We start from the raw sequence: 24,019 nt of genomic DNA, 5'->3' as shown, positions 1-24,019 counted from the left end.
GATCTGAGCGCGTAGAAAAGGCGTCGGACCTGGGGTCCGACGCCTTTAGGTCCTTAACGTAGGCCCGCTGATCAGCAGCTGTAGTACATGTCGAACTCCACCGGGTGCGGGTGCAGTTGCAGCCGGGCGACTTCTTCCTGCTTCAGGGTGATATAGCTGTCGATGAAGTCGTCATCCATGACGCCGCCCTTCTTGAGGAAGGCGCGGTCGGCGTCGAGGGCTTCCAGAGCCTCGCGCAGCGAACCGGCGACCTCGGGGATCGAATGACGCTCTTCGGGCGGTAGATCGTACAGGTTCTTGTCGGCGGCCGCGCCCGGATCGATGCGGTTCTCGATCCCGTCCAGACCCGCCATCAGCAGGGCCACGAACGTCAGATAGGGGTTGCCCATCGGGTCGGGGAAGCGCGCTTCCAGACGCTTGGCCTTGGCCGAGGTGACGTGCGGGATGCGGATCGAGGCCGAGCGGTTGCTCGCCGAATAGGCCAGCTTCACCGGCGCCTCATAGCCGGGCACCAGACGCTTGTAGGAGTTGGTGGTCGAGTTGGCGAAGGCGTTGATGGCCTTGGCGTGCTTGATGATCCCGCCGATGTACCACAGGCATTCCTGCGACAGGCCGGCGTATTTGTCGCCGGCGAACTGAGGCTTGCCGTCCTTCCAGATCGACATGTGGACGTGCATGCCCGAGCCGTTGTCGCCAAACATCGGCTTGGCCATGAAGGTCGCCGACTTGCCATAGGCGTGGGCCACGTTGTGGATCACATACTTATACAGCTGCATCCGGTCGGCCATGGTCAGCAGGTCGCTGAACTTCAGGCCCAGCTCGTGCTGGGCAGGGGCGACTTCGTGGTGGTGCTTCTCAGGGTCGAGGCCCAGATCCTTCATGACCGCCAGCATTTCGCCGCGCAAATCCTGACCCGAATCGACCGGGTTGACCGGGAAGTAGCCGCCCTTGGGCCCCGGACGGTGGCCCAGGTTGCCCTCGGCGTATTCGGCGCCGGTGTTGGCGGGCAGCTCGGTGGAGTCGAAGCTGTAGCGGGTGTCGTGCGGCGCCGTGTTCCAGCGCACGTCGTCGAACACGAAGAACTCGGCTTCGGGACCGAAGAAGACGGTATCGCCCACGCCGGACGACTGGACATAGGCCAGGGCCTTCTTGGCCATCGAGCGGCTGTCGCGATTGTAGGGCTCGGCGGTGTCCGGGTTCAGCACGTCGCAGAACATGAACAGGGTGGTCTGCTGGTAGAAGGGGTCGATGAAGGCGCTCGACAGGTCCGGCTTCAACAGCATGTCGGACTCGTTGATGGTCTTCCAGCCGGCGATCGAGGAGCCGTCGAACATGGTGCCGTCTTCGAGGAATTCCTCATCGACCATGCCGATGTCGAAGGTGACGTGATGGACCCGACCGCGCGTGTCGGTGAAACGGAGATCGACGTACTGGACGTCCTTATCCTTGATCTCCTGCAGGATCTTTTCGGCGGCGCTCATGGGGAGGAGGTCCTGTACTGGGAATTGAAATCGGCCGCCCCGAGAGGCGGCCGCTGGTCTAGATGGCCTGGGCGCCGGTTTCGCCCGTGCGGATACGGATCACGTCTTCGAGGCTGGTGATGAAGATTTTGCCATCCCCGATCTTGCCGGTGCGGGCCGCGTTTTGAATCGCCTCGACCACAGCCGGAGCCAGGTCATCGGCCACCACCACCTCGATCTTGATCTTGGGCAGGAAGTCGATGACGTACTCGGCGCCGCGATAGAGTTCCGAATGACCCTTCTGGCGGCCATATCCCTTGGCCTCCAGCACAGTCATGCCTTGCACCCCGATATCCTGGAGCGCATCCTTTACTTCATCCAGCTTGAACGGCTTGATGACGGCTTCGATCTTCTTCATGGCAAGTCCCGAGCCGGCTCCTTGTTTGGTCCGACGCTCGGGCGGTAAAGGGACATTGCATCGCACAAATTGGCAAGCGTTTTTCGCGCCCAGAGGCCGTCCGTGAACGGAAATCCACATGAAGTTCGGTAACAGTCCCTCTGAGTGGCGTCATCTGCTGCCTCGACCGGGGCCTGATAGCCATAAACATGTGCGCGGCAGGCTTGGCGTCGTCTCGGGCGGCGCCTTGTCCACCGGGGCCGCGCGCCTGTCCGCCAGAGCCGGGCTTCGGGTGGGGGCGGGTCTGGTCAAGGTCTTCTGCCCGCCGGACGCGGCGCCGGTTCTGCCCCCGTCGCTGGAGGCGGTGATGCTGGCCAGCTTCGCGACGCCCGAGCAGCTTCAGGCCCTGGCCGATCCGATGGACGCCGTCGTGATCGGTCCCGCAGCGGGCCTGGTCGAAAGCACGGCGCTGAACCTGGCGGCGCTGGCACGTACCGGGGCGGCGCTGGTGGTCGATGCGGACGCCCTGACCCTGTTTCGCGATCGACCTGAGCAGTTGTTCGCCTGGCTGGATCGGGACGATGTCCTGACCCCGCACGAAGGCGAGTTCGAGCGGCTGTTTCCCGGCCTGCTGGCGGCGGAAGGCCGCGAGGGCGCGGCGCAGGAGGCTGCGCGTCTGGCCGGGGCGATCGTGGTGCTGAAGGGCGCGGCGACGGTCATCGCGGCGCCGGACGGCCGCCTGGCGGTCAACGGCGACGGTTCGCCCTGGCTAGCCACGGCGGGCAGCGGCGACGTATTGGCGGGCATGATCGGCGGATTGATCGCCCAACACATGGACAGCTTCGACGCCGCACGGGCGGCGGTGTGGATACATTCTGAGGCCGCGCGACGCTTTGGGCCCGGGCTGATCTCAGAAGACCTGCCGCAGGGGCTGCCCGCGGTGCTCGCCGATCTGCTGAACGGCTCAGGTTCGGTTTAGGCCACGCTGGCCCCAGCCTGCTGTCAGGCCGTCAGCCCGTCAGTTGTATCCGCCTTCCTGCGGCGCAGCTCGATGATGCGGACGCACCAGATGGACACCTCGTAGAGCAGCACCATCGGCACGGCCAGCATCAGCTGGCTGATCGGATCCGGGGGCGTCACCACGGCGGCGACCACGACCACCGCCACGATAGCGTAGCGGCGCCCCTTGGCCATCAGTTCGCTGCTGATCAGACCAGCAAGGCCCAGCAGGGTCATGACGACCGGCAACTGGAAGCACAGGCCGAAGGCCAGAATCAGCGCCGTCACCAGGTTCAGATAGTCCGACACCTTGGGCAGCAGTTCGGCGGCCACATTCTCCCCGATGATCTGCTGGCTCAGCGAGAACCACATCACAAAGGGCAGCATGACGTAATAGACCAGCGCAGCGCCCAGCAGGAACAGCACCGGCGCCGCGATCAGGAACGGCAGGAAGGCGCCCTTCTCATTGCGATACAGGCCCGGCGCGACGAAGCGATACAACTGCCAGGCCAGGATCGGGAAGGCGACGATGACCGCGCCCAAGCCCGCCAGCTTCATCTTGGTGAACAGGATTTCGAGCGGCGCCGTATAGATCAACCGCACGCTGTTGTGGTCCACGTCCGGCACGGGGATCAGCCCGGCCGTGCCCAGGATCAGGCTGAACGGCGACACATGGCCGTGCGCGCCCACCGTCTGGTGGAACGCGGCCGAGACCACATAGGGCTTCACCAGAAACAGGTAGAGGGTCTCTGAAAAGGCGAAACAGCCGATGAAGGCGATGATGAAGGCGGCCACGCAGATCATCAGCCGCGACCGCAGCTCGATCAGGTGATCCATCAGGGGCGCGCGCGAAGCCTCGATGTCGGCTTCATCATGGTCGGCGCGGCTCATAGATCGACCTTCTTGGCGCGCTGAGCCCTTGCACGTGCAGCAGCTGGTTTCGGCGAGGACGGCGGGGCGTCAGACTTAGGCGTAGCCTTGCGCGACTTGACCTTGGAAGCGGCCGCGCCAGCGGCGGCGTCCGCCTTCTTGGCTCTCGGCTTCGTCGCTGGTTTGGGCGCGGGCTCGGGCGCAACGGCGGGCGTGGCGCTGTCGGGCCATTCGTCGACGCCTGTGACCTCAATCTGCGCCGGGGCCTGTTCGACAGGCTCGGGGACGGCCGGCGTCTCAAGCGGCGCCTCAAGCTCCTTGCGGATGTCCTTGAAAGCTTCGTCCGCGTCGGCGCCCAGGGCGTACATCCCCTGCCCCGACCGCAGCGCCTCGACCTCCTTGCGCAGGTCGTCCAGTTCCGACTGGCGCGCCATTTCATCAAAGCTGGCGCGGAATTCATTGGCCATGCCGCGCGCCTTGCCGACGAACTGGCCCACCCTGCGCATTAGCATGGGCAGATCCTTGGGCCCCACGACAAGCAGGGCCACCAGACCGATGACAAGGATTTCGAACCCGCCGATGCCGGGGCCAAGACCACCCATGGTTCAGCGTCTTCCGGCGAAATTCAGCGGTTCAGTTCTTCTTTTTCGGCCTCGGTGCGCGGCAGTGCGCCCGGCGCTTCCTTGCCCTTGGCGTCCGTGTCGTCCTTCAGGCCGTCCTTGAAGGCGCGGATGCCCTTGGCCGCGTCGCCCATGATGCCGGACAGCTTGCCGCGGCCGCCGAACAGGACCAGCACGACAACGACGACAATGGCCCAGTGCCAGATGCTCATGGAGCCCATGGCGATACCTCCTCAAGGGGCGGCCGCGCCCACGCGCGCCCCACCGACTGATTGTTGTGCGTCATATAGGCTGAGTGATGGCGATGCGCCAAGGGAGGCTGTAGGCATCGCGACCATGAATCCTAACGATCACGTCATCATCCACACCGACGGCGCCTGCAAGGGCAACCCCGGCCCCGGCGGCTGGGGCGCTATCCTGCAAACCGGCGGCGGTCATGAGAAGGAACTCTGGGGCGGCGAGGCTCTGACCACCAACAACCGCATGGAGTTGATGGCGGCCATCATGGCGCTGGACGCGCTGAAGCGTCCCTGCCGCGTCGATCTGCACACTGACAGCAAATACGTCATGCAGGGCGTGACGGAATGGATTCGCGGCTGGAAAGCCCGGGGCTGGAAGACCGCCGACAAGAAGCCGGTCAAGAATGAAGACCTGTGGCGGCGCCTGGACGAGGCCCGCAGCCGCCACGAGGTCAAATGGCATTGGGTCAAGGGCCACGCCGGCCACGCCTTGAACGAGCGGGCCGACGGCCTGGCCAATCGCGGTGTGGCCGAATTAAGGGGCCGCTAGCCCCTCCAGTCCTTGGAGCCGCCTAGACCGCCCTGACCTTCAGGCGCGAACCGATGACTGATTCCACGATGACGCTCTCGCCGGCCAGAGGCCCTGCGCCTTCGATCTCGGCCGGCCATTCAGAGCCCGACACGAAGACCCGCCCTCGTCCATCGACGAAGGCTTCCACGACCCGCGCCCGCTCGCCGATCAGGCGCACGTTGGTGTCGTTGATGTCGGGCTGATCCTGGGGATTCACGCGCTTGATCAGGCGACGCGACAGGATCGTGGACGCGACGGTCAAGGCGGCGAACACGCCGATTTCAATCGGCAAGCCAAGTTGCGGCGCCAACGCCGTCAGCAAGGCCGTCAGCCCCGCCGACACCGCCGGCCACAGCAGCCACTCGGTCGAGGCCGCAGCCTCGATCCCCAACAGCACGACGCCAATGGCCAGCCAGAGCCAGAACGGCTGCGAGGCGTGCAGCGAGATGATCCAGTCCATGCCCTACTCCGTCGTCGGCACGGCGCCGCCGGATCGACGCGGCGAAACGGTGCGGCTGGGCGGCGTCGAAGCCGAGGAAGCCGCCGCGGCGCGAGACGGTTCGCGACGGATGTCCGACCGGCTCTGTTGCTGTTCCTTGGCCAAGCCTACCAGTTCGCCCAGCCCGGCGATGGTGCCGACCAGACCGCCCATTTCGGCCGGTACGATGACCGTCTTGGCCGTCGGGTTGCGGGCCAGTTCACCGAACGCCTCGACATATTTCTGGGCCACGAAGTAGTTGATGGCGTTGACGTCGCCGCGCGCGATGGCTTCCGACACCATGGCCGTCGCCTTGGCCTCGGCTTCCGCCTCGCGTTCACGGGCTTCAGCATCGCGGAACGCCGCTTCCTTGCGGCCCTCCGACTGCAGGATGGCGGACTGTTTAGCGCCCTCGGCGCGAGCGATGGCGGCCTGCTTCTCGCCTTCCGCCTCGGTGATGATAGCGCGGCGCTCTCGCTCGGCCTTCATCTGGCGGGCCATGGCGTTGGTGATGTCGACGGGCGGGGTCAGATCCTTGATCTCGATCCGATTGACCTTGACGCCCCACGGCTCGGTCGCCGCATCGATGACGGTCAGCAGGCGCGAGTTGATGTTGTCGCGCTGGAACAGGACTTCATCCAAATCCATGGAGCCGACCACGGTCCGCAGATTGGTCGAGCACAACTGGGTGATGGCGTAAGGCAGATTCTCGACGCGATAGGCGGCGGCCGAGGCGTCCATGACCTGAATGAAGACGATAGCGTCGACCTTCACCATGGCGTTGTCCTTGGTGATGACCTCCTGCGTCGGGACGTCCAGCACCTGCTCCATCATGTTCATGCGGCGGCCGATGCGCTCGACGAACGGGGTCAGGATGTGGATGCCCGGCGTCAGTGTCTTCGTGTATTTGCCGAACCGCTCCACCGTGAACTCACGGCCCTGGGGCACGATCTTGATCACGCTGAACAAGAAGATGAGCGCGAAGACCGCGAACATCACAAAGAAAATCAGCGAAAAATTCATTAGGCCCTCCGATGTGGACACCAGCTTATCCGCCGGACGCCGGCTGCGCCATCGAATCCGGTTCCCTCAACATGACATCACCGTCAGCCATCCGGCGCGCCATACGGATGATCCGCCGCGTTTCGTCCCAATCCACCTTGGCCAGCGCGGCCTCGAACGGGAAAAAGGCCGCTTCCGTAGCGTCATCGGCCGCCACGGGCTCGCCCGCGATCCAGCGCGCGGCGTAGTCGATCAGGACATAATGACGCCCAGCCTCTGGAAACAGGCCGTCCACCACGTCGACCAGACCGATCAACTCCGCCTCGACGCCGGTTTCCTCGCGCAGTTCCCGCAAGGCGGCGTCGGCCAGGCGCTCGCCCGGCTCCAGCCGCCCGCCCGGCAGGCTCCACTCGCCCACCCGCGGCGGCGTGCCGCGCTGGATCAGCAGGACTTCATCGCCTTTCAGGCACACCACGCCCACAGCCGGCGTCGGAATCATGTTTTGCCCTTGAATTGACCGCCAGAAGGCAAGGTTTTGCGCTTCCACCACGGCGCGCCTTTTGCCACAAGGCCGATATGACCCTCCCCACGCCAGAATCGCTCGCTGAACTCAAGGCCGCCCTGCCCGGCGCCTGGACGCAAGACGCCGCCGAGATGGCGCCGTGGCTGACCGAATGGCGCGGCCGCTGGACGGGCGAGACGCCTCTGCTGTTGCAACCGCGCACGACCGAGGAGGTCGCCCGCGCTGTCGAGATCTGCGCCCGTCACGGTACCGCCATTGTGACCCAGGGCGGCGGCACCGGACTGGTCGGCGGTCAAATTCCCTATGGCGAGGTGCTGCTGTCCACGCGCAAGCTGCGGACGGTGCGCGACGTGACGCCGCTGGACGACGCCATGACGGTCGAGGCGGGCGTGACCCTGCTGGAGGCGCAGGAACTGGCCAAGGAGAAGGACCGCTTCTTCCCGCTCAGCCTCGCGGCCGAGGGCTCGGCCACCATCGGCGGCGTCATCTCGACCAATGCGGGCGGCACGGCGGTCCTGCGCTACGGCATGATGCGCGATCTGGTGCTGGGCATTGAGGCGGTCATGCCCGACGGTCAGGTCTTCAATGGCCTGAAGCGTCTGCGCAAGGACAACACCGGCTACGACCTGAAGCAGATGTTCATCGGCGCCGAAGGCACTCTGGGCGTCATCACGGCGGCGACGCTGAAGCTGTTCCCCATCATGCGCAGCCGCGCCACGGCTATCGTCGGCCTGGAAAGCCACCACGACGCCGTCGTGCTGCTCGCCCGCGCCAAGGCCGAGACGGGCGGCGGGGTCGAGGCCTTCGAGCTGATGAAGCGGCTGGGCATGAGCCTGGTGCTTAAGAACATCCCCGACACGCGCGAACCGCTGGAATCGACGCCGCCCTGGTATGTGCTGATCGAACTGGCTTCGGGCGAGCCGAACGGCGCCGAGGCGGCGATGGAGCGTCTGCTGACCGCCGCCTTCGAGGAAGGATTGATCGTCGACGCCGCCATCGCCCAGAATGACGCCCAGAAGGCCGAGTTCTGGCGTCTGCGCGAAGAGCATTCGGCCGCCCTCAAGCCCGAAGGCGGCGGCTGGAAACACGACGTTTCCGTTCCCGTATCGCGAATCGCTGACTTCATCGACGAGGCCACGGCGGCGGTGGAGCGGTTCCACCCGGGTTGCCGCGTGTCGGTCTTCGGCCATGTCGGCGACGGCAATCTTCACTATGACGTGATCCCCGGGAAGGGCGAGGACATCGCCGCCTTCATCGCCCGCTGGATGGAGGGATCGCAGGTCGTGCACGACGTCGTGGCCCGTTACGACGGCTCGATTTCGGCTGAACACGGCCTGGGACGGCTGAAAACCGACGAAGCCCGGCGTTACAAATCGCCGCTCGAAATCGCGACCATGCAGGCGATCCGTCAGGCCATCGACCCCCAGCGGATCATGAACCCGGCGGTCCTCGTCTGAGGACTTGCGACCGTCTGTGACGTTTCAGGCGGTTCAAAACGTCATGGAAGCGGCCTATGAGGCCCGCTCTTGAGACGCATAGGGAGTCGATCGTCTTGCTGATCGTCCTGTCCCCGGCCAAAAAGCTGGACTTCAACCCGCCCGCCATCGACGCCCCTGTGACGCCAAGGCGATGCGCCGATGAGACGGCCGAACTGGCGAAGGTGACGCGTGAACTCAGCCGCGCGGACCTGCGCCGCCTGATGTCGATTTCCGACGCCCTGGCCGAACTGAACTATCAGCGCTTCCAGGCCTTCGACAACGATACGTCGGAAGGCGCCCTGCAGGCCGTCTTCGCCTTTGCGGGCGATGTCTATGACGGGCTGTCGGCCCGCACCCTGTCGGTCGAGGATCTGAACTGGGCGCAGGATCACCTGCGCATCCTGTCGGGGTTCTACGGCCTGTTGCGTCCGCTGGACGCGATCCAGCCCTATCGGCTGGAGATGGGCGTGCGGCTTAAGACCAAGCGCGGGGCCACCCTGTATGATTTCTGGGGCGAGCGGATTTCTCTGCGCCTGAACGAGGACGCCGGCAAACTGTCCGAGCAGACGCTGGTGAACCTTGCCAGCCATGAATATTTCGGCGCGGTCGACGCCAAGGCGCTGAAGCTGCCGGTCGTGACCCCTCACTTCAAGGAACAGAAGGACGGCCAGGCCCGCATTATCTCCTTCTACGCCAAGAAGGCGCGCGGCGGCATGGCCCGGTTCGCCATCGAGAACCGGCTGGAGAAAGCCGTGGACCTGAAGGCCTTCGACCGCGACGGCTATCGCTTCGACAAGAGCCTTTCGACGGACACGGACTGGATATTCATCAGGGAAGGAAATTCCTGATCGCCAGATTGAACGACTGCCGCTAGGGTGCGTTGCAGCATCATTAGCCACGGGTTCTTTCTGTCATGTTCGCTATGAACGATCTCAAGGGCCGGGTCGCGGTCGTCACCGGCTCGACCTCGGGCATCGGACTGGCGTTTGCGCGGGCGGTCGCCCTGTGCGGCGGCGACGTGATGCTGAACGGCCTGGGCGACGCCGACGCCATTGAGAAGACCCGCGCCGATCTGGCGGCCGAGACCGGCGTGCGCGTCCTCTACCACCCGGCCGATATGACCCAGCCGGATCAGATCGACGACATGATCGCCACGGCCCATCGCGAACTGGGCCGCCTCGACATCCTGGTCAACAACGCCGGCATCCAGCACGTCGAAGCCGTCGAGAACTTCCCCGCCGAGGCGTGGGAGAAGATCATCGCCATCAACCTGTCCTCGACCTTCTACGCCACCAAGGCGGCGATCCCGATCATGAAGGCGCAGGGGCGCGGCCGCATCATCAACGTCGCCTCGGCCCACGGCCTGGTCGCCAGCCCGTTCAAGTCGGCCTATGTCGCGGCCAAGCACGGCGTGATCGGCTTCACCAAGACGGTGGCGCTGGAGCTGGCGCAGGAGAACATCACCTGCAACGCCATCTGCCCCGGCTTTGTCGAGACCCCCATCGTCTCCAAGCAGATCCAGGACCAGGCCCGCACCCGCAACATGAGCGAGGAAGACGTGATGAAGAACGTCATTCTCGGCTCGCAGCCGACCAAGCGTTTCGTCACGACCGACGAACTGGCGGGCATCTTCCTCTATCTGGCGTCGGACCTCGGCGCTTCGGCCAACGGCGCCCACTTCTCCGTCGACGGCGGCTGGACGGCGCAATAGCCTTCTCAGCGGCCGCTCGGGCCGAAAGACGGAGAGGCTGATGGCGGCGAAACGCAAACCTGTCTGTCTGGCCCTGCAGGGCGGCGGCGCTCACGGCGCTTTTCAATGGGGCGTACTGGACCGGCTGCTTGAGGCCGATGTGCTGGACGTGCGCGCCGTCACCGCCGCCTCGGCCGGAGCAATGAACGCCGCCGCCCTGATCACCGGGCTGGAGCGTGGCGGCGCCGAGGGGGGTCGCGAAGCGCTCGACACCCTATGGCGCGAGGTGAACCAGTCCGGCGGCCGCAACGTCTTCGGCGACAGCGCCGTCTGGTCCAAGGCCCTGACGCCCGACTGGCTGAAGGGCACGCCGATGTGGCAGGCGGGACAGACGCTGGCCCTGTCGATGAGCCCCTACTCCTTCAACCCCTTCAACCTGAACCCGCTGCGCCGGGTGCTGGAGACGGCGGTGGATTTCGAGGCCCTGCGCGCCTCCTCCATCCAGATGTTCGTGTCGACGACGGCGGTGCGCGCGGGCCGCTCGCGCATCTTCAAGTCGGGTGAAATGGCGCCGGAGGTGCTGCTGGCCTCTGCCTGCCTGCCCCAGTTGTTTCAGGCGGTTGAGATCGAGGGCGAGCCCTATTGGGATGGCGGTTATCTGGCCAATCCGGCGCTGTGGCCGCTGTTCTACACCGACACGCCGGACGATATCCTGCTGCTGCCGCTCAATCCGTTCCAGCGCGACGAGGCCCCGCGCGAGGCGGGCGACATCAACGACCGGCTGAACGAGATCGTCTTCAACGCCCCGCTGGTCGCCGAACTGCGCGCCGTCGCCTTCGTTCAAGACCTGATCGCCGAGGGCAAGCTGAAGCCCGGCGAGGACCGTCGGCGCGGCATCCGCATCCACGTCATCGAAGCGGATGAGTGGCTGGGCGGCGAGTCGCTCCACTCCAAGTTCGATACGGAGTGGCGCTATCTGAACAAGCTGAAGCAGCACGGCCGGACGGCGGCCGAGGCCTGGCTTGAAAACTGTCTGCCCAAGGTCGGCAAGGCGTCCAGCGTGGATGTAAAGGCGCGCTTCCTCTAGCCGACGAAGCCCGCCGCACGACGCAGACGGTCGTTGATCGCCTCGCCCAGCCCCTTGGCCGGAACGGGCGACACAGCGATCCCAGCGGGCCGCGTCCGGTCCGCCTCACGCAACAGTCGAAACAAATTGGCCGCCGCCTCGCGCAGGTCCCCGGTCGGGCTGAGGCTCCAGCGCGGATCGCCGACGTTTGGACCGAACCCCAGCAGGATTTCGCCGTCCTTGGCGCCCTCCGCCTCGATCCGCACCGGGGCGTCGGGCGCGTAATGCAGAGCCAGCCGACCGGGCGAGCGATGCCCCTGCCCGCCTTCATCCAGCGGCCCGACCACGGCCTGAAGTTCTTCGCGGGTGACGGAGCCGGGACGCAGCAGGGAAACCTTGCCGTCGAGCACCGAGACGACGGTGCTTTCCACCCCCACGGCGCAGGAGCCGCCATCGACCGCCGCGCCCACGGCATGACCCGTCTCCTCCAGAGCATCAGCAAAGGTCGTCGGGCTGGGCCGTCCGGAACGGTTGGCCGAGGGGGCGACGACCGGCCCGCCAAAGGCGCCGATGACCGCCCGGGCCCGCGGATGTGCCGGCACCCGCACGGCCACGCTGTCCAGCCCCGCCCGCGCCAGATCGCACACCCGATCGCGGTCCCGAACCGGCGCGACGATCGTCAGCGGCCCCGGCCAGAAGGCTTCGGCCAGCGCCCGCGCCCTGGCGTCGAACACGGCGATGTCTTCGGCGTCCACGGCGTTGGCGACATGGGCGATCAGAGGATTGAAGCGCGGCCGCCCCTTGGCCTCGAAGATGCGCGCCACCGCCTGAGGGTTGGAGGCGTCGGCCGCCAGGCCATAGACCGTCTCGGTCGGCAGGATGACCAGACGTCCCGTCTTCAGCGCCTCGGCGGCGATTTCTGGGCTGTCGCCCCTGGCGGGTCGGTCGGCGGGCACGGTCGCTCTTTCCTTACGCGGCGTCAGTCGTTCAAACAGAGGCATAGAGTGCGCGGAAACTCGACCAAAGTCCAAGCAGGCTTGCGTCACAGAGCGCAGGGGTCGACAGAAGCGCAACGTCTTTCTGAGGATAACCGATGAGCTACCGCGCCCCCGTCCGTGACATCGCATTCGCCCTCGACGCCGTGGCCGGCATCGATCAGGTCGCAGCGACCGGCGCCTTTCCGGATTACGACGCAGATGTCGCCTCGGCCGTGCTGGACGCCGCCGGCCAGTTTTCGGAAGAGGTTCTGGCCCCGCTGAACCGCCCCGGCGACCTGGCCGGCGCCAAATACGCCAACGGCGCGGTGACGGCCGCCCCCGGTTTCGCCAATGCCTACCAACAGTTCGCGGCGGGCGGCTGGACCAGCCTGACCGCCTCGGTCGAGGCCGGCGGGCAGGCCCTTCCCAAGGCGCTGGAGCTGGCGGCCTATGAGACCGTCCACGCCGCCAACATGGCCTTCGGCCTGTGCCCCATGCTGTCGCTGGCCTCTATCGAGGCGTTGGAGCAGGTCGGCAACGAGCATCAAAAGGCGACCTATCTGCCCAAGCTGGTTTCGGGCGAATGGACCGGCGCCATGGTGCTGACCGAGCCGCACGCCGGGTCTGACCTCGGCGCCCTGACGGCGACGGCGGTTCCCAATGGCGACGGGACCTACGCCCTGACCGGCCAGAAGATCTTCATCACCTGGGGCGACCACGACGCCACGGACAACATCATCCACCTGGTGCTGGCCCGCCTGCCCGACGCGCCTGCCGGGCCGAAGGGCATCAGCCTGTTTCTGACGCCCAAATTCGTCGTCAACGCCGACGGCTCGCTAGGCGAGCGCAACGCCTTCCGCCCGGTCGGCGTCGAGCACAAACTGGGCATCCACGCCTCGCCCACCTGCGTCATGAGCTATGAGGGCGCCCGCGCCGAACTGGTCGGCCAGCCGAACCAGGGCCTGGCCCATATGTTCGTCATGATGAACGCCGCCCGCCTGGCCGTCGGCGTCGAGGGCGTCGGCATCGCCGAGCGCGCCTATCAACATGCCCTGGCCTATGCGCTGGAGCGCCGCCAGGGCCGCAGCGTCTGGACCGGCGAGAAGGACGCCCCGATCTTCGACCACCCCGACGTGCGCCGGATGCTGTCGGTGATGAAGGCCAAGGTCGCCGCCGCCCGCGCCATCTGCCTGTCGACCGGCGTCGCCGCCGACCTGGCCCGCCACGCCGCGACCGAGGAGGAACGCAAGGCCTGGAAGGGCCGCGAGGACCTGTTCACCCCCATCGCCAAGGCCTGGTCCACCGACATAGGCTGCGAGGTCGCCTCCATGGGCGTTCAGGTGCACGGCGGCATGGGCTTCATCGAGGAGACCGGCGCGGCCCAATACTATCGCGACGCCCGAATCGCCCCGATCTACGAAGGCACCAACGGCATCCAGGCCATCGATCTGGTCGGCCGCAAGCTGTCGATGGACGGCGGCGAGTCGGCCAAGGCTCTGATCGCCGAAATGAAGACGACCCTGGCCCAGATCGACCGCCTCTATACCGGCAAGCCGGTCGAGCGCTTCGCCACCGCCATCGAGGCGGTCGAGGACGCCACCCTGTGGCTGCTGGACGCCAAGTCGGACCCGGCCCGCGCCGCGGACGTGCTGGCCGGCGCCGACGCCTATCTGAAGCTGATGGGCGACGTGGTCGGGGGCTGGATGCTGGCCAAGGGCGCCCTGGCGGCCAGGGCGAAACTGGACGCTGACGAGGGCGACGCCGCCTGGCTGCAGGGCAAGCTGGACCTGTATGAAGTCTATGCGGCCAACGTCCTTGGACACGTCTCCAGTCGTCTGGCGGCCGTGGGCCAGGGCGGCGACCTGCTGCAACGGATGAGCGTCGAAGCGCTCGCCGGCTGAGGGTTTTTCTTCCCTATCGGCGTCGCCGATGGGGAGGTGGCGCGGGGCGCTAGCGCCGTGACGGAGGGGCTTTTCGGGCGCCCGGCGGCGCTGACCCCTCCACCGCTACGCGGTCCCCCTCCCCATTTCATGGGGAGGAAATATCCAGCCGCTGAATCGTCTCGCGCACATATTGCGCATGGGCCACGACGCCGAGGTCCAGCCCCTCTCCGCCGCCCTGAACTTCCTGAACCAGCACCCCGGCGATAAAGGGATGATCCGGCGCCGGCGCGCCCGGCACGCGTCGCGCGGCCGGGGTCCAGAACACCGGGCCGCCCGAGTTCCCCTGCGCCACCACGAAATCCAGCAGGAAGATCGGGAAATGCCGGATCGGCGTCAGCGGCCATGAGCTGATCCGCCCCAGTCGCAGGATCGGAAATCCCGCCCGATTGGCCGACAGCCCATGGGGATAGCCCAGGGCCAGAAGTTCGTCGCCGGGACCCATGCGCCAGCGGTCGAAGGCGTCCGCCTCGGCCAGCCAGCCGAGCGGAATCGCCGCCTGGGCAAAGGCGGGCGGCGCCGTGATCTCCATCACCGCCACATCGCGCTCAGGATGGGCAGTCCACAACGGCGCGCCGCCCGCATCGCGTATGCTCAAGGTTTCGGGGGTGAACTTCCACGCCCCGTCCGCCTCGGCTGTGCGCCACCCGATGCGCGCTTCATTGCCGGGCATGACGTCCAGCACGTGCCGGGCTGTCACCAGCACCACGCGGGGGGCGCCGTCGGGCCTGGGGGCGGAGATCAGGAAGCCCGTACCGACCTTTCTCTGTCCGCTGCCGAACGCCTGATCCAGTTGCACGGTGGCGTTGATGACCCCGACCGTCAGGTCCCATTCGGGCGGCGGGGCGGAGACGATAGCGGGTTGTTCGGGCGGAAGATCCTGAATGACCATGACGCCATTTGACGCCGAGCGTCGCCGGGCACAAGGTCCCGCTCGAATGATAATCGAGGGGAAGCCCACGCCATGAACCGTCGCGAACTGATCGCCTCGACCGCCGCTGTCGGCATGGTCGCCGCCTCCCCCGCCCTTGCCCGCCAGAGTCCCGGAGCCTCGATGTCCAAGCCCACCCCGCCCGTCGCCAAGAAGGTCCCCGTCCGCATCGAGCAGTTGGGCCGCGTGCGCGTCGACGACTATCAGTGGATGAAGGACGACAACTGGCAGGCCGTGCTGCGCGATCCGTCGCTGATCAAGGCCGACGTCAAGGAGCACCTGACCGCCGAGAACGCCTATCGCGAAGCCATGATGGCCTCGACCCTGCCGCTGCAGGCCCAGATGTTCGAGGAGATGAAGGGGCGCATCAAGGAGGACGACAGCTCCGTCCCTGCGGCAGACGGCCCGTGGGAATACTACGTCCGCTACAACGTCGGCGATCAGCACCCGCTCTACTGCCGCCGCCCGCGCGGCAAGGCGGACGGCGAGACGGTCCTGCTGGACTGCAACAAGCTGGCCGAAGGGAAGGCCTATTCGGAAGTCTCGGCGACCGAACACAGCCCCGATCACGCCCTGTTCGCCTATGCCGAGGACGCGCAGGGGTCCGAAGTCTACAAGATCTATGTGAAGGATCTGGCCACGGGCGAGGTGCTGTCCAACCCGATCGAATCGGCCAGCGCCAACTTCACCTTCTCGCCGGACAGCCAGTGGATCTTCTGGACCAACCGCGACGACAACGGCCGCCCTGACAAGATCTTCCGCCGCCCGGCGCGCGGCGGCGAGACCGCCCTGGTCAACGAAGAACTGGACGACGGCATGTTCCAGGGCATCGAGCGCACCGCCGACGACGCCTTCATCGTCATCTCCATCGGCAACCAGGAAACCTCAGAGAGCCGCATCATCCCGGCCTCGGACCCGACCGCGAAGCCGATGGTGGTCGAACCGCGCCACGTCGGCCGGCTGTATGACCTGGACCACTGGGGCGATCGTTGGGTGATCCGCACCAACGCCGATGACGCCATCGACTTCAAGGTCATGGAGGCGCCGACCGCCGCTCTCGACAAGGCGAACTGGAAGGACCTGATCCCCCACACGCCCGGCCGCTTCATCGAGGGAGTGGCCCTGGTTAAGGACTATATAGGCCGGCAGGAACGCGCCGACGCCAACACCAAGATCGTCATCCGCGACCGCAGCGGCGCCGAACATGAAATCGCCGTGGACGAGCCCGCCTACGCCCTGTCGCTGGGCGGGGCGTCCGAGTTCGACACCACGATCATGCGCTACGGCTACAACTCGCCGTCCACGCCGACCTCAACCTATGACTACGACCTGAAGACGCGCGAGCGCACGCTGCGCAAGGTTCAGGAAATCCCCTCGGGCCACAATCCGGCGGACTATGTGGTCGAGCGACTGAACGCACCCGCTTCTGACGGCGAGCTGGTGCCGGTGACGGTGCTGCGCCGCAAGGACACGCCAGTCGACGGGTCTGCGCCACTGCTGCTCTACGGCTACGGCTCCTACGGCATCCCGATGGCGGCCGGCTTCTCGACCAACCGGCTGTCGCTGGTGGATCGCGGCTTCATCTACGCCATCGCCCATATCCGCGGCGGCTCGGACAAGGGCTGGAACTGGTTCCTGACCGCGCGTCGCTTCACCAAGAAGAACACCTTCACCGACTTTATCGCCGCCGCCGATCACCTGATCGCGCAGAAATACACCAAGGCGGGGAACATCGTGGCAGAGGGCCGCTCGGCCGGCGGCCTGCTGATGGGCGCGGTCACCAATATGCGGCCCGAACTCTGGGCCGGCGTGATCGGCGGCGTGCCCTTCGTCGACGTCATCAACACCATGAGCGACACCAGCCTGCCTCTGACGCCGCCGGAATGGCCCGAATGGGGCAATCCGCTGGAGGACGCGGCGGCCTATGACTACATCCACTCCTACAGCCCGTATGACCAGATCGAGGCCAAGCCCTATCCGGCTCTGTTGGCGACTGGCGGCCTGTCCGACCCCCGCGTGACCTATTGGGAGCCGGAGAAATGGGTGGCGAAACTGCGTCCCGCCTCGACCTCCGGCAAGCCGGTGCTGCTGAAGATCAACATGGAGGCGGGCCACTTCGCCTCCTCCGGGCGCTTCGACTATCTGAAGGACATCGCCCACGACTACGCCTTCGCCGTCTGGGCCGTAGAAAAAGGCTGGGAGAAGGCCTGAGAAGACGGGAGGAACTCCGGCCCACGGGTTCCTCCCATTCTGCCTGCTAGCATCTGAATTCGCGGATTTTTTATCAAAAACGCCACAACGCGCTTGACCGAAGCGGCGACGCCCCGTATCCGCTCCTTCCTCTCCTCCTCGCGGGGGGAGCAACGCGGGTGTAGCTCAGTTGGTTAGAGTGCCGGCCTGTCACGCCGGAGGTCGCGGGTTCGAGCCCCGTCACTCGCGCCACTCCTTCTCAAGCATTTGAGGGAGTGGCGCGCCGCCCTTCACTTTAGATACGACGCCATCCGGTGATGATCAGAAAGTCATCGCCGCTTTCGCGTGCGCGCGGCACAAGCGCCCTCAACGTCCGCGATCCCGCCTAGAAACGACAAAAAAGGCGGCGGGCCGTTAGACCCGCCGCCCTCAATGCCAGGCGCGATGCTTCTTAGAAGCGGGCGCGAGCGCCGATGTAGAAGTAACGGCCGATGACGTCATAAGTCTACGGGTCTGGTACTGGAAGCCGCTCGCGTAACGCGGCGGATCCTTGTCGAACGATCGGCGAACTGGCCGCCTGTCGCGCGATCGGCGAGCCCGAAGCCCGTCTGTCATGTCTAGACAAGGCGGCCGAGGCGCTGATCCGGGCCCAGGAGGCGGGAGACGTAACGGTTGTAAACCGCCAGCAGGTGCGGGAAGCCCGACGCAACCTGTTCGGCTTCAGCAATGTGGCCCTGCCGGCCTTCCTCGGATCGAATGACGATCGCGAAGAGATATCGTCTATCCAGACCGCCCTCGTCCGGGCAGCGAGGGACGGCGCCGGGCGCTGGGTCTTCCAACTGACGGATGGGAGGGAATGGCGGCAGATCGACAATGAGCCGGCCCATATTCGCCCTCAAAGCGGGAGTGAGGTACGAGTCCGTCGCGCGGCCTTCGGCAGCTACTTCCTCAACGTCGGCGATGCCCGCGCCATCAGAGTGAAAAGACAGTGACCTTGTCCTATCGCCCCCTGTTCGACGCCCTTAGGGCCTGAAGAGAGCTATGATCCCTTACGTTCGCCAGTTCGATTTCGCCTATGGACGACGCGACCAGGTCTCGCCGTTGATTCAGCGCTTGATCGCGGACAATCCGGGGCCGTTCACCTTCACGGGTACGGGGACCTATATCATCGGCAGAGACCGGCCTGGCGCAGGCGTGGCGGTCATTGATCCTGGGCCTCTGGATGACGCTCACCTGGACGCCCTGCTGCGCGCCGTGGCCGGACGCACGGTCAGTCATGTGCTGGTCACCCACACGCACCGCGACCACGCCCCCCTCGCCCGCCCGTTCGCCGAAGCGGTCGGCGGCGCGCCGATCCTGGCCATGCAGCCGCCCGCGCGCACGATGCACGCCTCGGACAGCAGTCTGGACGAGGATGAGGACGAGGATTTCTGTCCCGATATCGTCCTGACCGGCGCAGAGCGGATCGAGGGCGACGGCTGGACCCTGGAGGCGATGGCGACGCCGGGCCACGCCTCGAACCACATGGCCTTCATCCTTCGGGACGAGAACGCCCTGTTCAGCGGCGACCATATCATGGGGTGGTCCACCACCGTGGTGGCGCCCCCTGACGGCGATATGACGGCCTATATGCAGAGCCTCGACGCGGTGCTGGCGCGCGGCTTTTCGACCATCTGGCCCACGCACGGCCCGGCGATCACCCAGGTCGCGCGCTTTCTGAAGGCCTATCGCGCGCACCGGTTAGAGCGGGAAGGCCAGATCATGGCCCGACTGGCGGCGGGCGACCGGACCATCGCGCAAATGGTGCCGATCCTCTACGCCGCCGTGGATGAACGCCTTTGGCCCGCCGCCAGCCTGTCGGTGCTGGCGCACCTGATCAAGCTTGAAAAGGAGGGACGCGCGCGGGCCGAGCCTCAAGCCCGGCTTGGCGCCGACTGGCGGCTGACCGAGGACCTTTAAGGCGTCAGCTCAGCCACCACCGCCTTGGCGAGACGGCAGGCTTCATCGCCAATTTTCAGGCTGTCGCGCCCGGCGACGCGCACATCGGTCCGGCCAGGTCGGATGCGGACGGTGACGTCGTGGGTGACGCCGAACCAGGCGCTCTGCTGGCGCCCATCAACCCGGAACGGCGACGTGCCGAACACGGTGAAGCCCGCCTTTTCAAGCGCCCAGGCGGCCGTTTCAGGCGCAACCTGGGTCGATGCAGGCTCAAGTCCCGCGCAGGCCCGAGGATGGCTGTCGTCTGCGCCCGCCAGGCGCCTTTCAGCCGCAAGGCCCCGGGCGAACGCGGGCGGCTCATTCACATCCGTGGTCACATCGCGCGGGGCGGGGGTGAAGCGACGCTCCTGGATCAGATAGCCGGCGATCGTCACGCCCGCGATCAGCAGGGCGGCGCCGGCGATCCCTATGAGGCGGCGCTCGCGAAACGCCAGCAGGCAGGCCGCCAAAGCCGCCGCCAGACCGAGGTAGGCCAGAATACGGCCGACCGTGAGCGCCAGGACCCCGATGCCGAAGTCTGTGCTCCACAGCTCGCCTCGCGTTCCTGCAGAGGCGACCAACAGCAGGCCCGGCGCCAACAGCGCCGTCGCGAGCAGCAGCTTGGCGAGCACGCCTGCCTTGGGGCGGGAATTCGGCATGGAGGTCCTCCGTCGCAATTAACCAGCGGCGGGCAATTGATAATCCTTCATCCGCTCTCTCAGCGTCTTCTTATCAATCTTGCCCGTGGCGCCCAGCGGAATGTCGTCCACGAAGACGACATCGTCCGGCATCCACCATTTGGCGATCTTGCCCTGCAGGAAGTCCAGATGCTCCTGCTTGTCCTCGGCCTCGCCATCCTTGAGCTTGACCAGCAGCACCGGCCGCTCGTCCCACTTCGGGTGCGCCGCGCCGATGACGGCGGCCAGGACGACCTTCGGATGGCCCACGGCGATATTCTCGATGTCGATGGAGCTGATCCATTCGCCCCCAGACTTGATCACGTCCTTGGCCCGGTCGGTGATCTGCATGAAGCCGTAGGCGTCCACGCTGGCGATGTCGCCCGTGTCGAAGAAACCCTCGTGGTCGAGGATATCTCCGCCCTCTCCCTTGAAATAGGCGCCGGCGACGGTCGGTCCCTTGACCATCACCCGGCCGAAGGTCTTGCCGTCGTGAGGCATTTCCTGGCCGCCGTAGTTCTTGATCTTCAGCTCGACGCCCAGCGGCGGCGTGCCTTGCTTCAGGCGCCAGGCCATCTGTTCGTCATAGGGCTTGGCCTTCAGCTCAGGCGTTAGGTTAGCGATGGTGCCGATCGGCGACGTCTCGGTCATGCCCCAGGCGTGGACCACCTCGACGCCGAACTGGTCCTGGAAGCCGCGGATCAGGGCTTCGGGACAGGCCGATCCGCCGATCAGAACCTTGCGCAGGGTTGAGAACTTCAGCCCGTTCTCGACCATATGGCCATACAGCCCCTGCCAGACCGTCGGCACGGCGGCCGAGAAGGTCACGCCTTCGGTCTCAATCAGTTCATAGACAGAGGCGCCGTCCATCTTCGCGCCCGGCATGACCAGCTTGGCCCCCGCCGCTGGACCGCCAAAGGCTATGCCCCAAGCATTCGCATGGAACATGGGCACGATAGGCAGGATCACCTCGCTGGGCGTCGCGCCCATGACCGTCGACTGCAGGCCCAGCAGGGTATGGATGAAATTCGAGCGGTGCGAATACAGCACCCCCTTCGGATTGCCGGTCGTGCCCGAGGTGTAGCAGAGGCCGCAGGCGGTCTGTTCATCGAAACCGCCCCAGACGACGTCGCTGCTGACCTGCTCCAGCACCGTCTCATAAGCCTCAGCGTTAGGCAGCTTGGCCTGAGGCATGTGGGCGGCGTCGGTCATCACAATGACCCGCTCGACTGTCGGACAGTGCGGCAGAACGGCTTCGAGCAGCGGCACAAAGGTCAGATCGGTGAAGATGACCCGGTCTTCGGCATGGTTGATGATGTAGGCTAGTTGCTCGGGAAACAGGCGCGGGTTCAGGGTGTGGCAGACGGCGCCGATCCCCATGATCCCATACCAGGTCTCCATGTGATTGCCGGTGTTCCAGGCCAGGGTGGCCACACGGTCTCCCGGCTTGATCCCCCACGCCAGCAAGGCGTTCGACACCCGGCGCGCGCGATCGTGAATGGCGGCGTAGGTCGTCCGGACGATCGGCCCCTCGACCGAACGGGTCACGACCTCGCGTGCTCCGTGCCAGTTCTTCGCGTGGTCGAGGATCTTGTCGACCGTCAGCGGCCAGTCCTGCATCATACCCAGCATTCGGCATTTCCCTCGTATATGCGCCTGATTGAAACCGGCGCTTGTCGCCACGCTAAGACAGGTGAACCGCCACAGGCAACGTGCCCTTAGGGAAGCCTGCCCGCGACAGATCGCCTTAAAACCGCCCTCCCCGGGCTTGCGTTAAGACGCGAGCGGAGGAAGTAGAGCGCCCATGACCATCTTGATCGCAATCACCGGCGGTTCGGGCTCGGGCAAGAGCACCCTGGCCGAAGCCCTTATTTCCTCCCTGCCCGACGGCGTAGCCACCCTGTTGCGGGAAGATTCCTACTATCTGGACGCCGCGTCGGTTCCCGGCTTCGACGCCGCGACCCATGATTTCGACGACGTGGCGGCGCGCGATCACAATCTGCTGATCGCCGACCTGACGGCGCTGAAGCGGGGGCAGGCCATAACGGCGCCGGTCTATTCCTTCATCCACCACGGGCGCGAACCTCAGGGCGAAGCTGTCGGCGCCACCGAGGTGATCGTGGTCGAAGGCACCCACCTGCTGTGCACGCCCGCCCTAGCCGCGCTGTTCGACATCAAGGTGTTTGTCGACACGCCGGCGGACATCCGCTTCATCCGACGTCTGCTGCGCGATCAGACCGAACGCGGCCGCACGGCGGAATCCGTCATTCAGCAATATCTCGGCACTGTCCGGCCCGGCCACGAACGGCTGACCGAACCGTCGCGCGTCCATGCCGACTTCATCGTCGCCGACGCCACTGCGGCCGTGCGTTTGGAAGACCCTCAAGCCGTCGTTCGACTGGCCGCGCCGGTCCTGGCTCATCCCCTGTTGGCGGCCTGGCTGACGTAACCTCGATCAGGGGCAGAGCTTTCCCCTCCCATTGCAATTGAGGCGACTTAAAGGCACTCTCCGGCGAAAGGCTGGTGAACGCCATGACGGCCCCTATCCACGATATCGACGACCCTCGGCGCGCGGCGCTGGTACGGCAGGCGCGGCATCATTTCATCAACGAAGGCTACGTCGGCACGCGGATGGAGCCGATCGCACGAGAGGCCGGCGTTTCAACCGCCACCCTTTACGCGATGTTCGAGAACAAGGCCGCCCTGTTTGCGGCCGTCATAGCCGAAGCAGCGACCGACTTCGCCGCCCGGATGTCAGCCGTTAAGAACTGCACCGGGGCGCCGAAGGAGCGGCTTCTCAGCTTCCTCACGACCTACGCAGATTTCATGAGCGACCCCTTCGTTCAAGCCATATTCCGTCTGGTCATGACTGAGCGCTCGCGATTTGAATCCGTGGCCATCGCCTTTTTCGAACAGGCCGAGGGGGATTTCGCCGGCCCGCTGGTCACCGCCCTGGACGAGCTGAAGGCCAGCGGCGATCTGACGTTTGAAAAAGCGTCCTGGGCCGCCGGCCAATTGATGGGAATGGTCGAACATCCCGTCTTTCTCGTGCCCATGGTCACGGGAGGCCAGGTCCGCACCCAGCGCGCGACAGCCGAGATCGCCGCCGACGCCGTACAGACCTTCCTGTCTCGCTATCAGGCCTGATCGGACGTTTTCACGGCCACAGGCGGCTGGTCGACCAGGTGTCCGACACGCGATCGAACCGCAGCCGATCATGCAGGCGGAACGGACGGTCCCGCCAGAACTCGATCTGTTCGGGAAGGACGCGCCAGCCAGTCCAGCGGTCCGGACGCGGCACATCCTCGCCTTCGAACCGAGCCGTCTGTTCGGCCACCCTGGCCTCCAGCGCTTCGCGGCTGTCCAAGGGCCGAGATTGGTCGGACGCCCAGGCGCCGATGCGGCTTTCCCGCGCCCGGCTGGCGAAGTAGGCGCTGGCCTCCTCGGCGCTGACGCGCTCGACCGCGCCGCGCACGCGGACCTGGCGTCGCAGGCTCTTCCAGTGAAACAGCAGAGCGGCGGCGGGATGCGCCCAAAGCTGCTCGCCCTTGGCGCTCTCCTGGTTGGAGAAGAAGGTAAAGCCCCGCGCATCCACGTCTTTCAAGAGCACCATGCGGACGTCGGGCATGCCCTCTGCGTCGACCGTGGCCAAAGCCATGGCGTTGGGGTCATTCGGCTCGCTGCGCCTGGCTTCTTCCAGCCATTCGATAAACAGGCCGATCGGCTCATCCCGATCAAAGATCGTGTCGTCAGCGTTGGCCGCCAACTGGGCGGCGTAGTCGTCTGCGGAGGGGCTGGGCGGGATCACCGACATAGTCAAAAACAAGGCTTCCTGAGGCCGGATATACACTCGGGCCATCCCTGGCTGACTAGGCCCCTGTGTCAATAGCCCAAAGCGTCGTGGCGCGCCTTGTTCCGCGTCGCCCGGCCGGAA

25 protein-coding genes and 1 tRNA gene are annotated in these 24,019 nt (G+C 65.9%); 12 read left to right on the top strand and 14 right to left on the bottom strand.

Annotated features, from left to right (window positions below; genetic code table 11):
- Positions 1 to 71: 71 nt before the first annotated feature.
- Positions 72 to 1,481 (bottom strand): type I glutamate--ammonia ligase, encoded by a 1,410-nt coding sequence (glnA, locus tag DA69_RS04975; protein WP_025977167.1) that lies wholly within the window; start codon positions 1,479 to 1,481, stop codon positions 72 to 74.
- Positions 1,482 to 1,539: 58 nt separating this feature from the next.
- The gene (locus tag DA69_RS04970) at positions 1,540 to 1,878 is read right to left on the bottom strand and encodes a P-II family nitrogen regulator (protein ID WP_025977168.1); all 339 of its coding nucleotides are present in this window, start codon (positions 1,876 to 1,878) and stop codon (positions 1,540 to 1,542) included.
- A gap of 118 nt (positions 1,879 to 1,996) precedes the next feature.
- On the opposite strand from DA69_RS04970, the gene DA69_RS04965 reads away from it, so the two are divergent.
- Positions 1,997 to 2,836, top strand: coding sequence for an NAD(P)H-hydrate dehydratase (locus DA69_RS04965; protein WP_025977169.1), 840 nt, complete (start codon positions 1,997 to 1,999; stop codon positions 2,834 to 2,836).
- Positions 2,837 to 2,859: 23 nt separating this feature from the next.
- Here the strand turns inward: DA69_RS04965 and tatC are convergent, their stop codons facing one another.
- From tatC to DA69_RS04950, 3 genes are read right to left on the bottom strand one after another with little or no spacing between them, the layout of a single operon-like run.
- Positions 2,860 to 3,747 (bottom strand): twin-arginine translocase subunit TatC, encoded by an 888-nt coding sequence (gene tatC / locus DA69_RS04960; RefSeq protein ID WP_025977170.1) that lies wholly within the window; start codon positions 3,745 to 3,747, stop codon positions 2,860 to 2,862.
- A complete protein-coding gene (gene tatB, locus DA69_RS04955) occupies positions 3,744 to 4,328 on the bottom strand; it encodes a Sec-independent protein translocase protein TatB (RefSeq protein ID WP_025977171.1) in 585 nt (194 codons plus the stop codon). Before tatB ends, tatC begins: the two co-directional genes overlap by 4 nt.
- Positions 4,329 to 4,351: 23 nt before the next feature.
- Positions 4,352 to 4,567 carry a twin-arginine translocase TatA/TatE family subunit gene (locus tag DA69_RS04950; RefSeq protein WP_003166998.1) on the bottom strand — a complete coding sequence of 72 codons (216 nt, stop codon included), beginning with the start codon at positions 4,565 to 4,567 and terminating at the stop codon, positions 4,352 to 4,354.
- Positions 4,568 to 4,682: 115 nt separating this feature from the next.
- Between DA69_RS04950 and rnhA the strand changes: the two genes are divergently transcribed.
- Positions 4,683 to 5,135 carry a ribonuclease HI gene (gene rnhA / locus DA69_RS04945; protein ID WP_025977172.1) on the top strand — a complete coding sequence of 151 codons (453 nt, stop codon included), beginning with the start codon at positions 4,683 to 4,685 and terminating at the stop codon, positions 5,133 to 5,135.
- A gap of 22 nt (positions 5,136 to 5,157) precedes the next feature.
- Here the strand turns inward: rnhA and DA69_RS04940 are convergent, their stop codons facing one another.
- Genes DA69_RS04940 through DA69_RS04930 form a run of 3 tightly spaced genes read right to left on the bottom strand, consistent with a single transcriptional unit; the run spans position 5,158 to position 7,135 of the window.
- Complete coding sequence (locus DA69_RS04940; RefSeq protein ID WP_025977173.1) at positions 5,158 to 5,616, bottom strand: NfeD family protein; 459 nt, start codon at positions 5,614 to 5,616, stop codon at positions 5,158 to 5,160.
- A gap of 3 nt (positions 5,617 to 5,619) precedes the next feature.
- The gene (locus DA69_RS04935; RefSeq protein ID WP_419177564.1) at positions 5,620 to 6,630 is read right to left on the bottom strand and encodes an SPFH domain-containing protein; all 1,011 of its coding nucleotides are present in this window, start codon (positions 6,628 to 6,630) and stop codon (positions 5,620 to 5,622) included.
- Positions 6,631 to 6,682: 52 nt separating this feature from the next.
- Positions 6,683 to 7,135, bottom strand: coding sequence for an NUDIX hydrolase (locus tag DA69_RS04930; RefSeq protein ID WP_025977175.1), 453 nt, complete (start codon positions 7,133 to 7,135; stop codon positions 6,683 to 6,685).
- A 77-nt stretch (positions 7,136 to 7,212) separates the two neighbouring features.
- On the opposite strand from DA69_RS04930, the gene DA69_RS04925 reads away from it, so the two are divergent.
- The 4 genes from DA69_RS04925 (at position 7,213) to DA69_RS04910 (ending at position 11,414) form a co-directional block, all read left to right on the top strand.
- Entirely contained in the window at positions 7,213 to 8,616 is a 1,404-nt protein-coding gene (locus DA69_RS04925; RefSeq protein ID WP_025977176.1) for an FAD-binding oxidoreductase, read from the top strand.
- 95 nt (positions 8,617 to 8,711) lie between these two features.
- Complete coding sequence (gene yaaA, locus DA69_RS04920; protein WP_025977177.1) at positions 8,712 to 9,485, top strand: peroxide stress protein YaaA; 774 nt, start codon at positions 8,712 to 8,714, stop codon at positions 9,483 to 9,485.
- A gap of 65 nt (positions 9,486 to 9,550) precedes the next feature.
- A complete protein-coding gene (locus DA69_RS04915; protein ID WP_025977178.1) occupies positions 9,551 to 10,348 on the top strand; it encodes a 3-hydroxybutyrate dehydrogenase in 798 nt (265 codons plus the stop codon).
- 40 nt (positions 10,349 to 10,388) lie between these two features.
- Complete coding sequence (locus tag DA69_RS04910) at positions 10,389 to 11,414, top strand: patatin-like phospholipase family protein (RefSeq protein ID WP_025977179.1); 1,026 nt, start codon at positions 10,389 to 10,391, stop codon at positions 11,412 to 11,414.
- On the opposite strand, the gene DA69_RS04905 is transcribed toward DA69_RS04910, so the two are convergent.
- Positions 11,411 to 12,349: an L-threonylcarbamoyladenylate synthase gene (locus DA69_RS04905; RefSeq protein ID WP_025977180.1), complete on the bottom strand. Its 939-nt coding sequence runs from the start codon at positions 12,347 to 12,349 to the stop codon at positions 11,411 to 11,413. The genes DA69_RS04910 and DA69_RS04905 overlap by 4 nt on opposite strands.
- A 137-nt stretch (positions 12,350 to 12,486) precedes the next feature.
- On the opposite strand from DA69_RS04905, the gene DA69_RS04900 reads away from it, so the two are divergent.
- Entirely contained in the window at positions 12,487 to 14,271 is a 1,785-nt protein-coding gene (locus DA69_RS04900; protein WP_025977181.1) for an acyl-CoA dehydrogenase, read from the top strand.
- A 127-nt stretch (positions 14,272 to 14,398) separates the two neighbouring features.
- Here the strand turns inward: DA69_RS04900 and DA69_RS04895 are convergent, their stop codons facing one another.
- Positions 14,399 to 15,202 (bottom strand): trypsin-like serine peptidase, encoded by an 804-nt coding sequence (locus DA69_RS04895; protein WP_029972494.1) that lies wholly within the window; start codon positions 15,200 to 15,202, stop codon positions 14,399 to 14,401.
- Positions 15,203 to 15,274: 72 nt separating this feature from the next.
- Between DA69_RS04895 and DA69_RS04890 the strand changes: the two genes are divergently transcribed.
- Positions 15,275 to 17,452, top strand: coding sequence for a S9 family peptidase (locus DA69_RS04890; RefSeq protein WP_025977182.1), 2,178 nt, complete (start codon positions 15,275 to 15,277; stop codon positions 17,450 to 17,452).
- A gap of 154 nt (positions 17,453 to 17,606) precedes the next feature.
- A tRNA-Asp gene (locus DA69_RS04885) sits at positions 17,607 to 17,683 on the top strand.
- A gap of 365 nt (positions 17,684 to 18,048) precedes the next feature.
- Here the strand turns inward: DA69_RS04885 and DA69_RS04880 are convergent.
- Complete coding sequence (locus DA69_RS04880; RefSeq protein ID WP_025977183.1) at positions 18,049 to 18,318, bottom strand: hypothetical protein; 270 nt, start codon at positions 18,316 to 18,318, stop codon at positions 18,049 to 18,051.
- A 154-nt stretch (positions 18,319 to 18,472) separates the two neighbouring features.
- Between DA69_RS04880 and DA69_RS04875 the strand changes: the two genes are divergently transcribed.
- Positions 18,473 to 19,390: an MBL fold metallo-hydrolase gene (locus DA69_RS04875; RefSeq protein ID WP_025977184.1), complete on the top strand. Its 918-nt coding sequence runs from the start codon at positions 18,473 to 18,475 to the stop codon at positions 19,388 to 19,390.
- Here the strand turns inward: DA69_RS04875 and DA69_RS04870 are convergent.
- A complete protein-coding gene (locus DA69_RS04870; RefSeq protein ID WP_025977185.1) occupies positions 19,387 to 20,067 on the bottom strand; it encodes a DUF1499 domain-containing protein in 681 nt (226 codons plus the stop codon). The genes DA69_RS04875 and DA69_RS04870 overlap by 4 nt on opposite strands.
- A gap of 18 nt (positions 20,068 to 20,085) precedes the next feature.
- Positions 20,086 to 21,717: a long-chain-fatty-acid--CoA ligase gene (locus DA69_RS04865; protein ID WP_025977186.1), complete on the bottom strand. Its 1,632-nt coding sequence runs from the start codon at positions 21,715 to 21,717 to the stop codon at positions 20,086 to 20,088.
- A 172-nt stretch (positions 21,718 to 21,889) separates the two neighbouring features.
- Here DA69_RS04865 and udk point away from each other — a divergent pair, with 172 nt between their 5' ends.
- Together udk and DA69_RS04855 are read left to right on the top strand one after the other, a co-directional pair.
- Positions 21,890 to 22,534, top strand: a complete 645-nt coding sequence (gene udk, locus DA69_RS04860; protein ID WP_025977187.1) for a uridine kinase — start codon at positions 21,890 to 21,892, stop codon at positions 22,532 to 22,534.
- Positions 22,535 to 22,617: 83 nt separating this feature from the next.
- The gene (locus tag DA69_RS04855; RefSeq protein WP_025977188.1) at positions 22,618 to 23,232 is read left to right on the top strand and encodes a TetR/AcrR family transcriptional regulator; all 615 of its coding nucleotides are present in this window, start codon (positions 22,618 to 22,620) and stop codon (positions 23,230 to 23,232) included.
- Between the two features lie 10 nt (positions 23,233 to 23,242).
- On the opposite strand, the gene pdxH is transcribed toward DA69_RS04855, so the two are convergent.
- Positions 23,243 to 23,899: a pyridoxamine 5'-phosphate oxidase gene (pdxH, locus tag DA69_RS04850; protein ID WP_029972495.1), complete on the bottom strand. Its 657-nt coding sequence runs from the start codon at positions 23,897 to 23,899 to the stop codon at positions 23,243 to 23,245.
- Between the last annotated feature and the right edge of the window lie 120 nt (positions 23,900 to 24,019).

Source organism: Brevundimonas naejangsanensis, from assembly GCF_000635915.2.
Taxonomy (GTDB): domain Bacteria; phylum Pseudomonadota; class Alphaproteobacteria; order Caulobacterales; family Caulobacteraceae; genus Brevundimonas; species Brevundimonas sanguinis.
This window is presented reverse-complemented; position numbering and strand designations above follow the sequence as displayed.

Excerpts from the sequence above, each read along its gene's own strand:
- DA69_RS04880 (WP_025977183.1), bottom strand. The coding sequence starts at position 18,318 with ATGGGCCGGCTCATTGTCGATCTGCCGCCATTCCCTCCCATCCGTCAG.
- DA69_RS04965 (WP_025977169.1), top strand. The coding sequence starts at position 1,997 with ATGAAGTTCGGTAACAGTCCCTCTGAGTGGCGTCATCTGCTGCCTCGA.
- rnhA (WP_025977172.1), top strand. The coding sequence starts at position 4,683 with ATGAATCCTAACGATCACGTCATCATCCACACCGACGGCGCCTGCAAG.
- pdxH (WP_029972495.1), bottom strand. The coding sequence starts at position 23,899 with ATGTCGGTGATCCCGCCCAGCCCCTCCGCAGACGACTACGCCGCCCAG.
- DA69_RS04915 (WP_025977178.1), top strand. The coding sequence starts at position 9,551 with ATGTTCGCTATGAACGATCTCAAGGGCCGGGTCGCGGTCGTCACCGGC.
- DA69_RS04940 (WP_025977173.1), bottom strand. The coding sequence starts at position 5,616 with ATGGACTGGATCATCTCGCTGCACGCCTCGCAGCCGTTCTGGCTCTGG.
- tatC (WP_025977170.1), bottom strand. The coding sequence starts at position 3,747 with ATGAGCCGCGCCGACCATGATGAAGCCGACATCGAGGCTTCGCGCGCG.
- DA69_RS04890 (WP_025977182.1), top strand. The coding sequence starts at position 15,275 with ATGAACCGTCGCGAACTGATCGCCTCGACCGCCGCTGTCGGCATGGTC.
- DA69_RS04930 (WP_025977175.1), bottom strand. The coding sequence starts at position 7,135 with ATGATTCCGACGCCGGCTGTGGGCGTGGTGTGCCTGAAAGGCGATGAA.
- DA69_RS04865 (WP_025977186.1), bottom strand. The coding sequence starts at position 21,717 with ATGCTGGGTATGATGCAGGACTGGCCGCTGACGGTCGACAAGATCCTC.
- udk (WP_025977187.1), top strand. The coding sequence starts at position 21,890 with ATGACCATCTTGATCGCAATCACCGGCGGTTCGGGCTCGGGCAAGAGC.
- DA69_RS04970 (WP_025977168.1), bottom strand. The coding sequence starts at position 1,878 with ATGAAGAAGATCGAAGCCGTCATCAAGCCGTTCAAGCTGGATGAAGTA.
- DA69_RS04935 (WP_419177564.1), bottom strand. The coding sequence starts at position 6,630 with ATGTTCGCGGTCTTCGCGCTCATCTTCTTGTTCAGCGTGATCAAGATC.
- DA69_RS04875 (WP_025977184.1), top strand. The coding sequence starts at position 18,473 with ATGATCCCTTACGTTCGCCAGTTCGATTTCGCCTATGGACGACGCGAC.
- DA69_RS04855 (WP_025977188.1), top strand. The coding sequence starts at position 22,618 with ATGACGGCCCCTATCCACGATATCGACGACCCTCGGCGCGCGGCGCTG.
- DA69_RS04925 (WP_025977176.1), top strand. The coding sequence starts at position 7,213 with ATGACCCTCCCCACGCCAGAATCGCTCGCTGAACTCAAGGCCGCCCTG.
- tatB (WP_025977171.1), bottom strand. The coding sequence starts at position 4,328 with ATGGGTGGTCTTGGCCCCGGCATCGGCGGGTTCGAAATCCTTGTCATC.
- DA69_RS04950 (WP_003166998.1), bottom strand. The coding sequence starts at position 4,567 with ATGGGCTCCATGAGCATCTGGCACTGGGCCATTGTCGTCGTTGTCGTG.
- DA69_RS04870 (WP_025977185.1), bottom strand. The coding sequence starts at position 20,067 with ATGCCGAATTCCCGCCCCAAGGCAGGCGTGCTCGCCAAGCTGCTGCTC.
- glnA (WP_025977167.1), bottom strand. The coding sequence starts at position 1,481 with ATGAGCGCCGCCGAAAAGATCCTGCAGGAGATCAAGGATAAGGACGTC.
- DA69_RS04895 (WP_029972494.1), bottom strand. The coding sequence starts at position 15,202 with ATGGTCATTCAGGATCTTCCGCCCGAACAACCCGCTATCGTCTCCGCC.
- DA69_RS04900 (WP_025977181.1), top strand. The coding sequence starts at position 12,487 with ATGAGCTACCGCGCCCCCGTCCGTGACATCGCATTCGCCCTCGACGCC.
- DA69_RS04910 (WP_025977179.1), top strand. The coding sequence starts at position 10,389 with ATGGCGGCGAAACGCAAACCTGTCTGTCTGGCCCTGCAGGGCGGCGGC.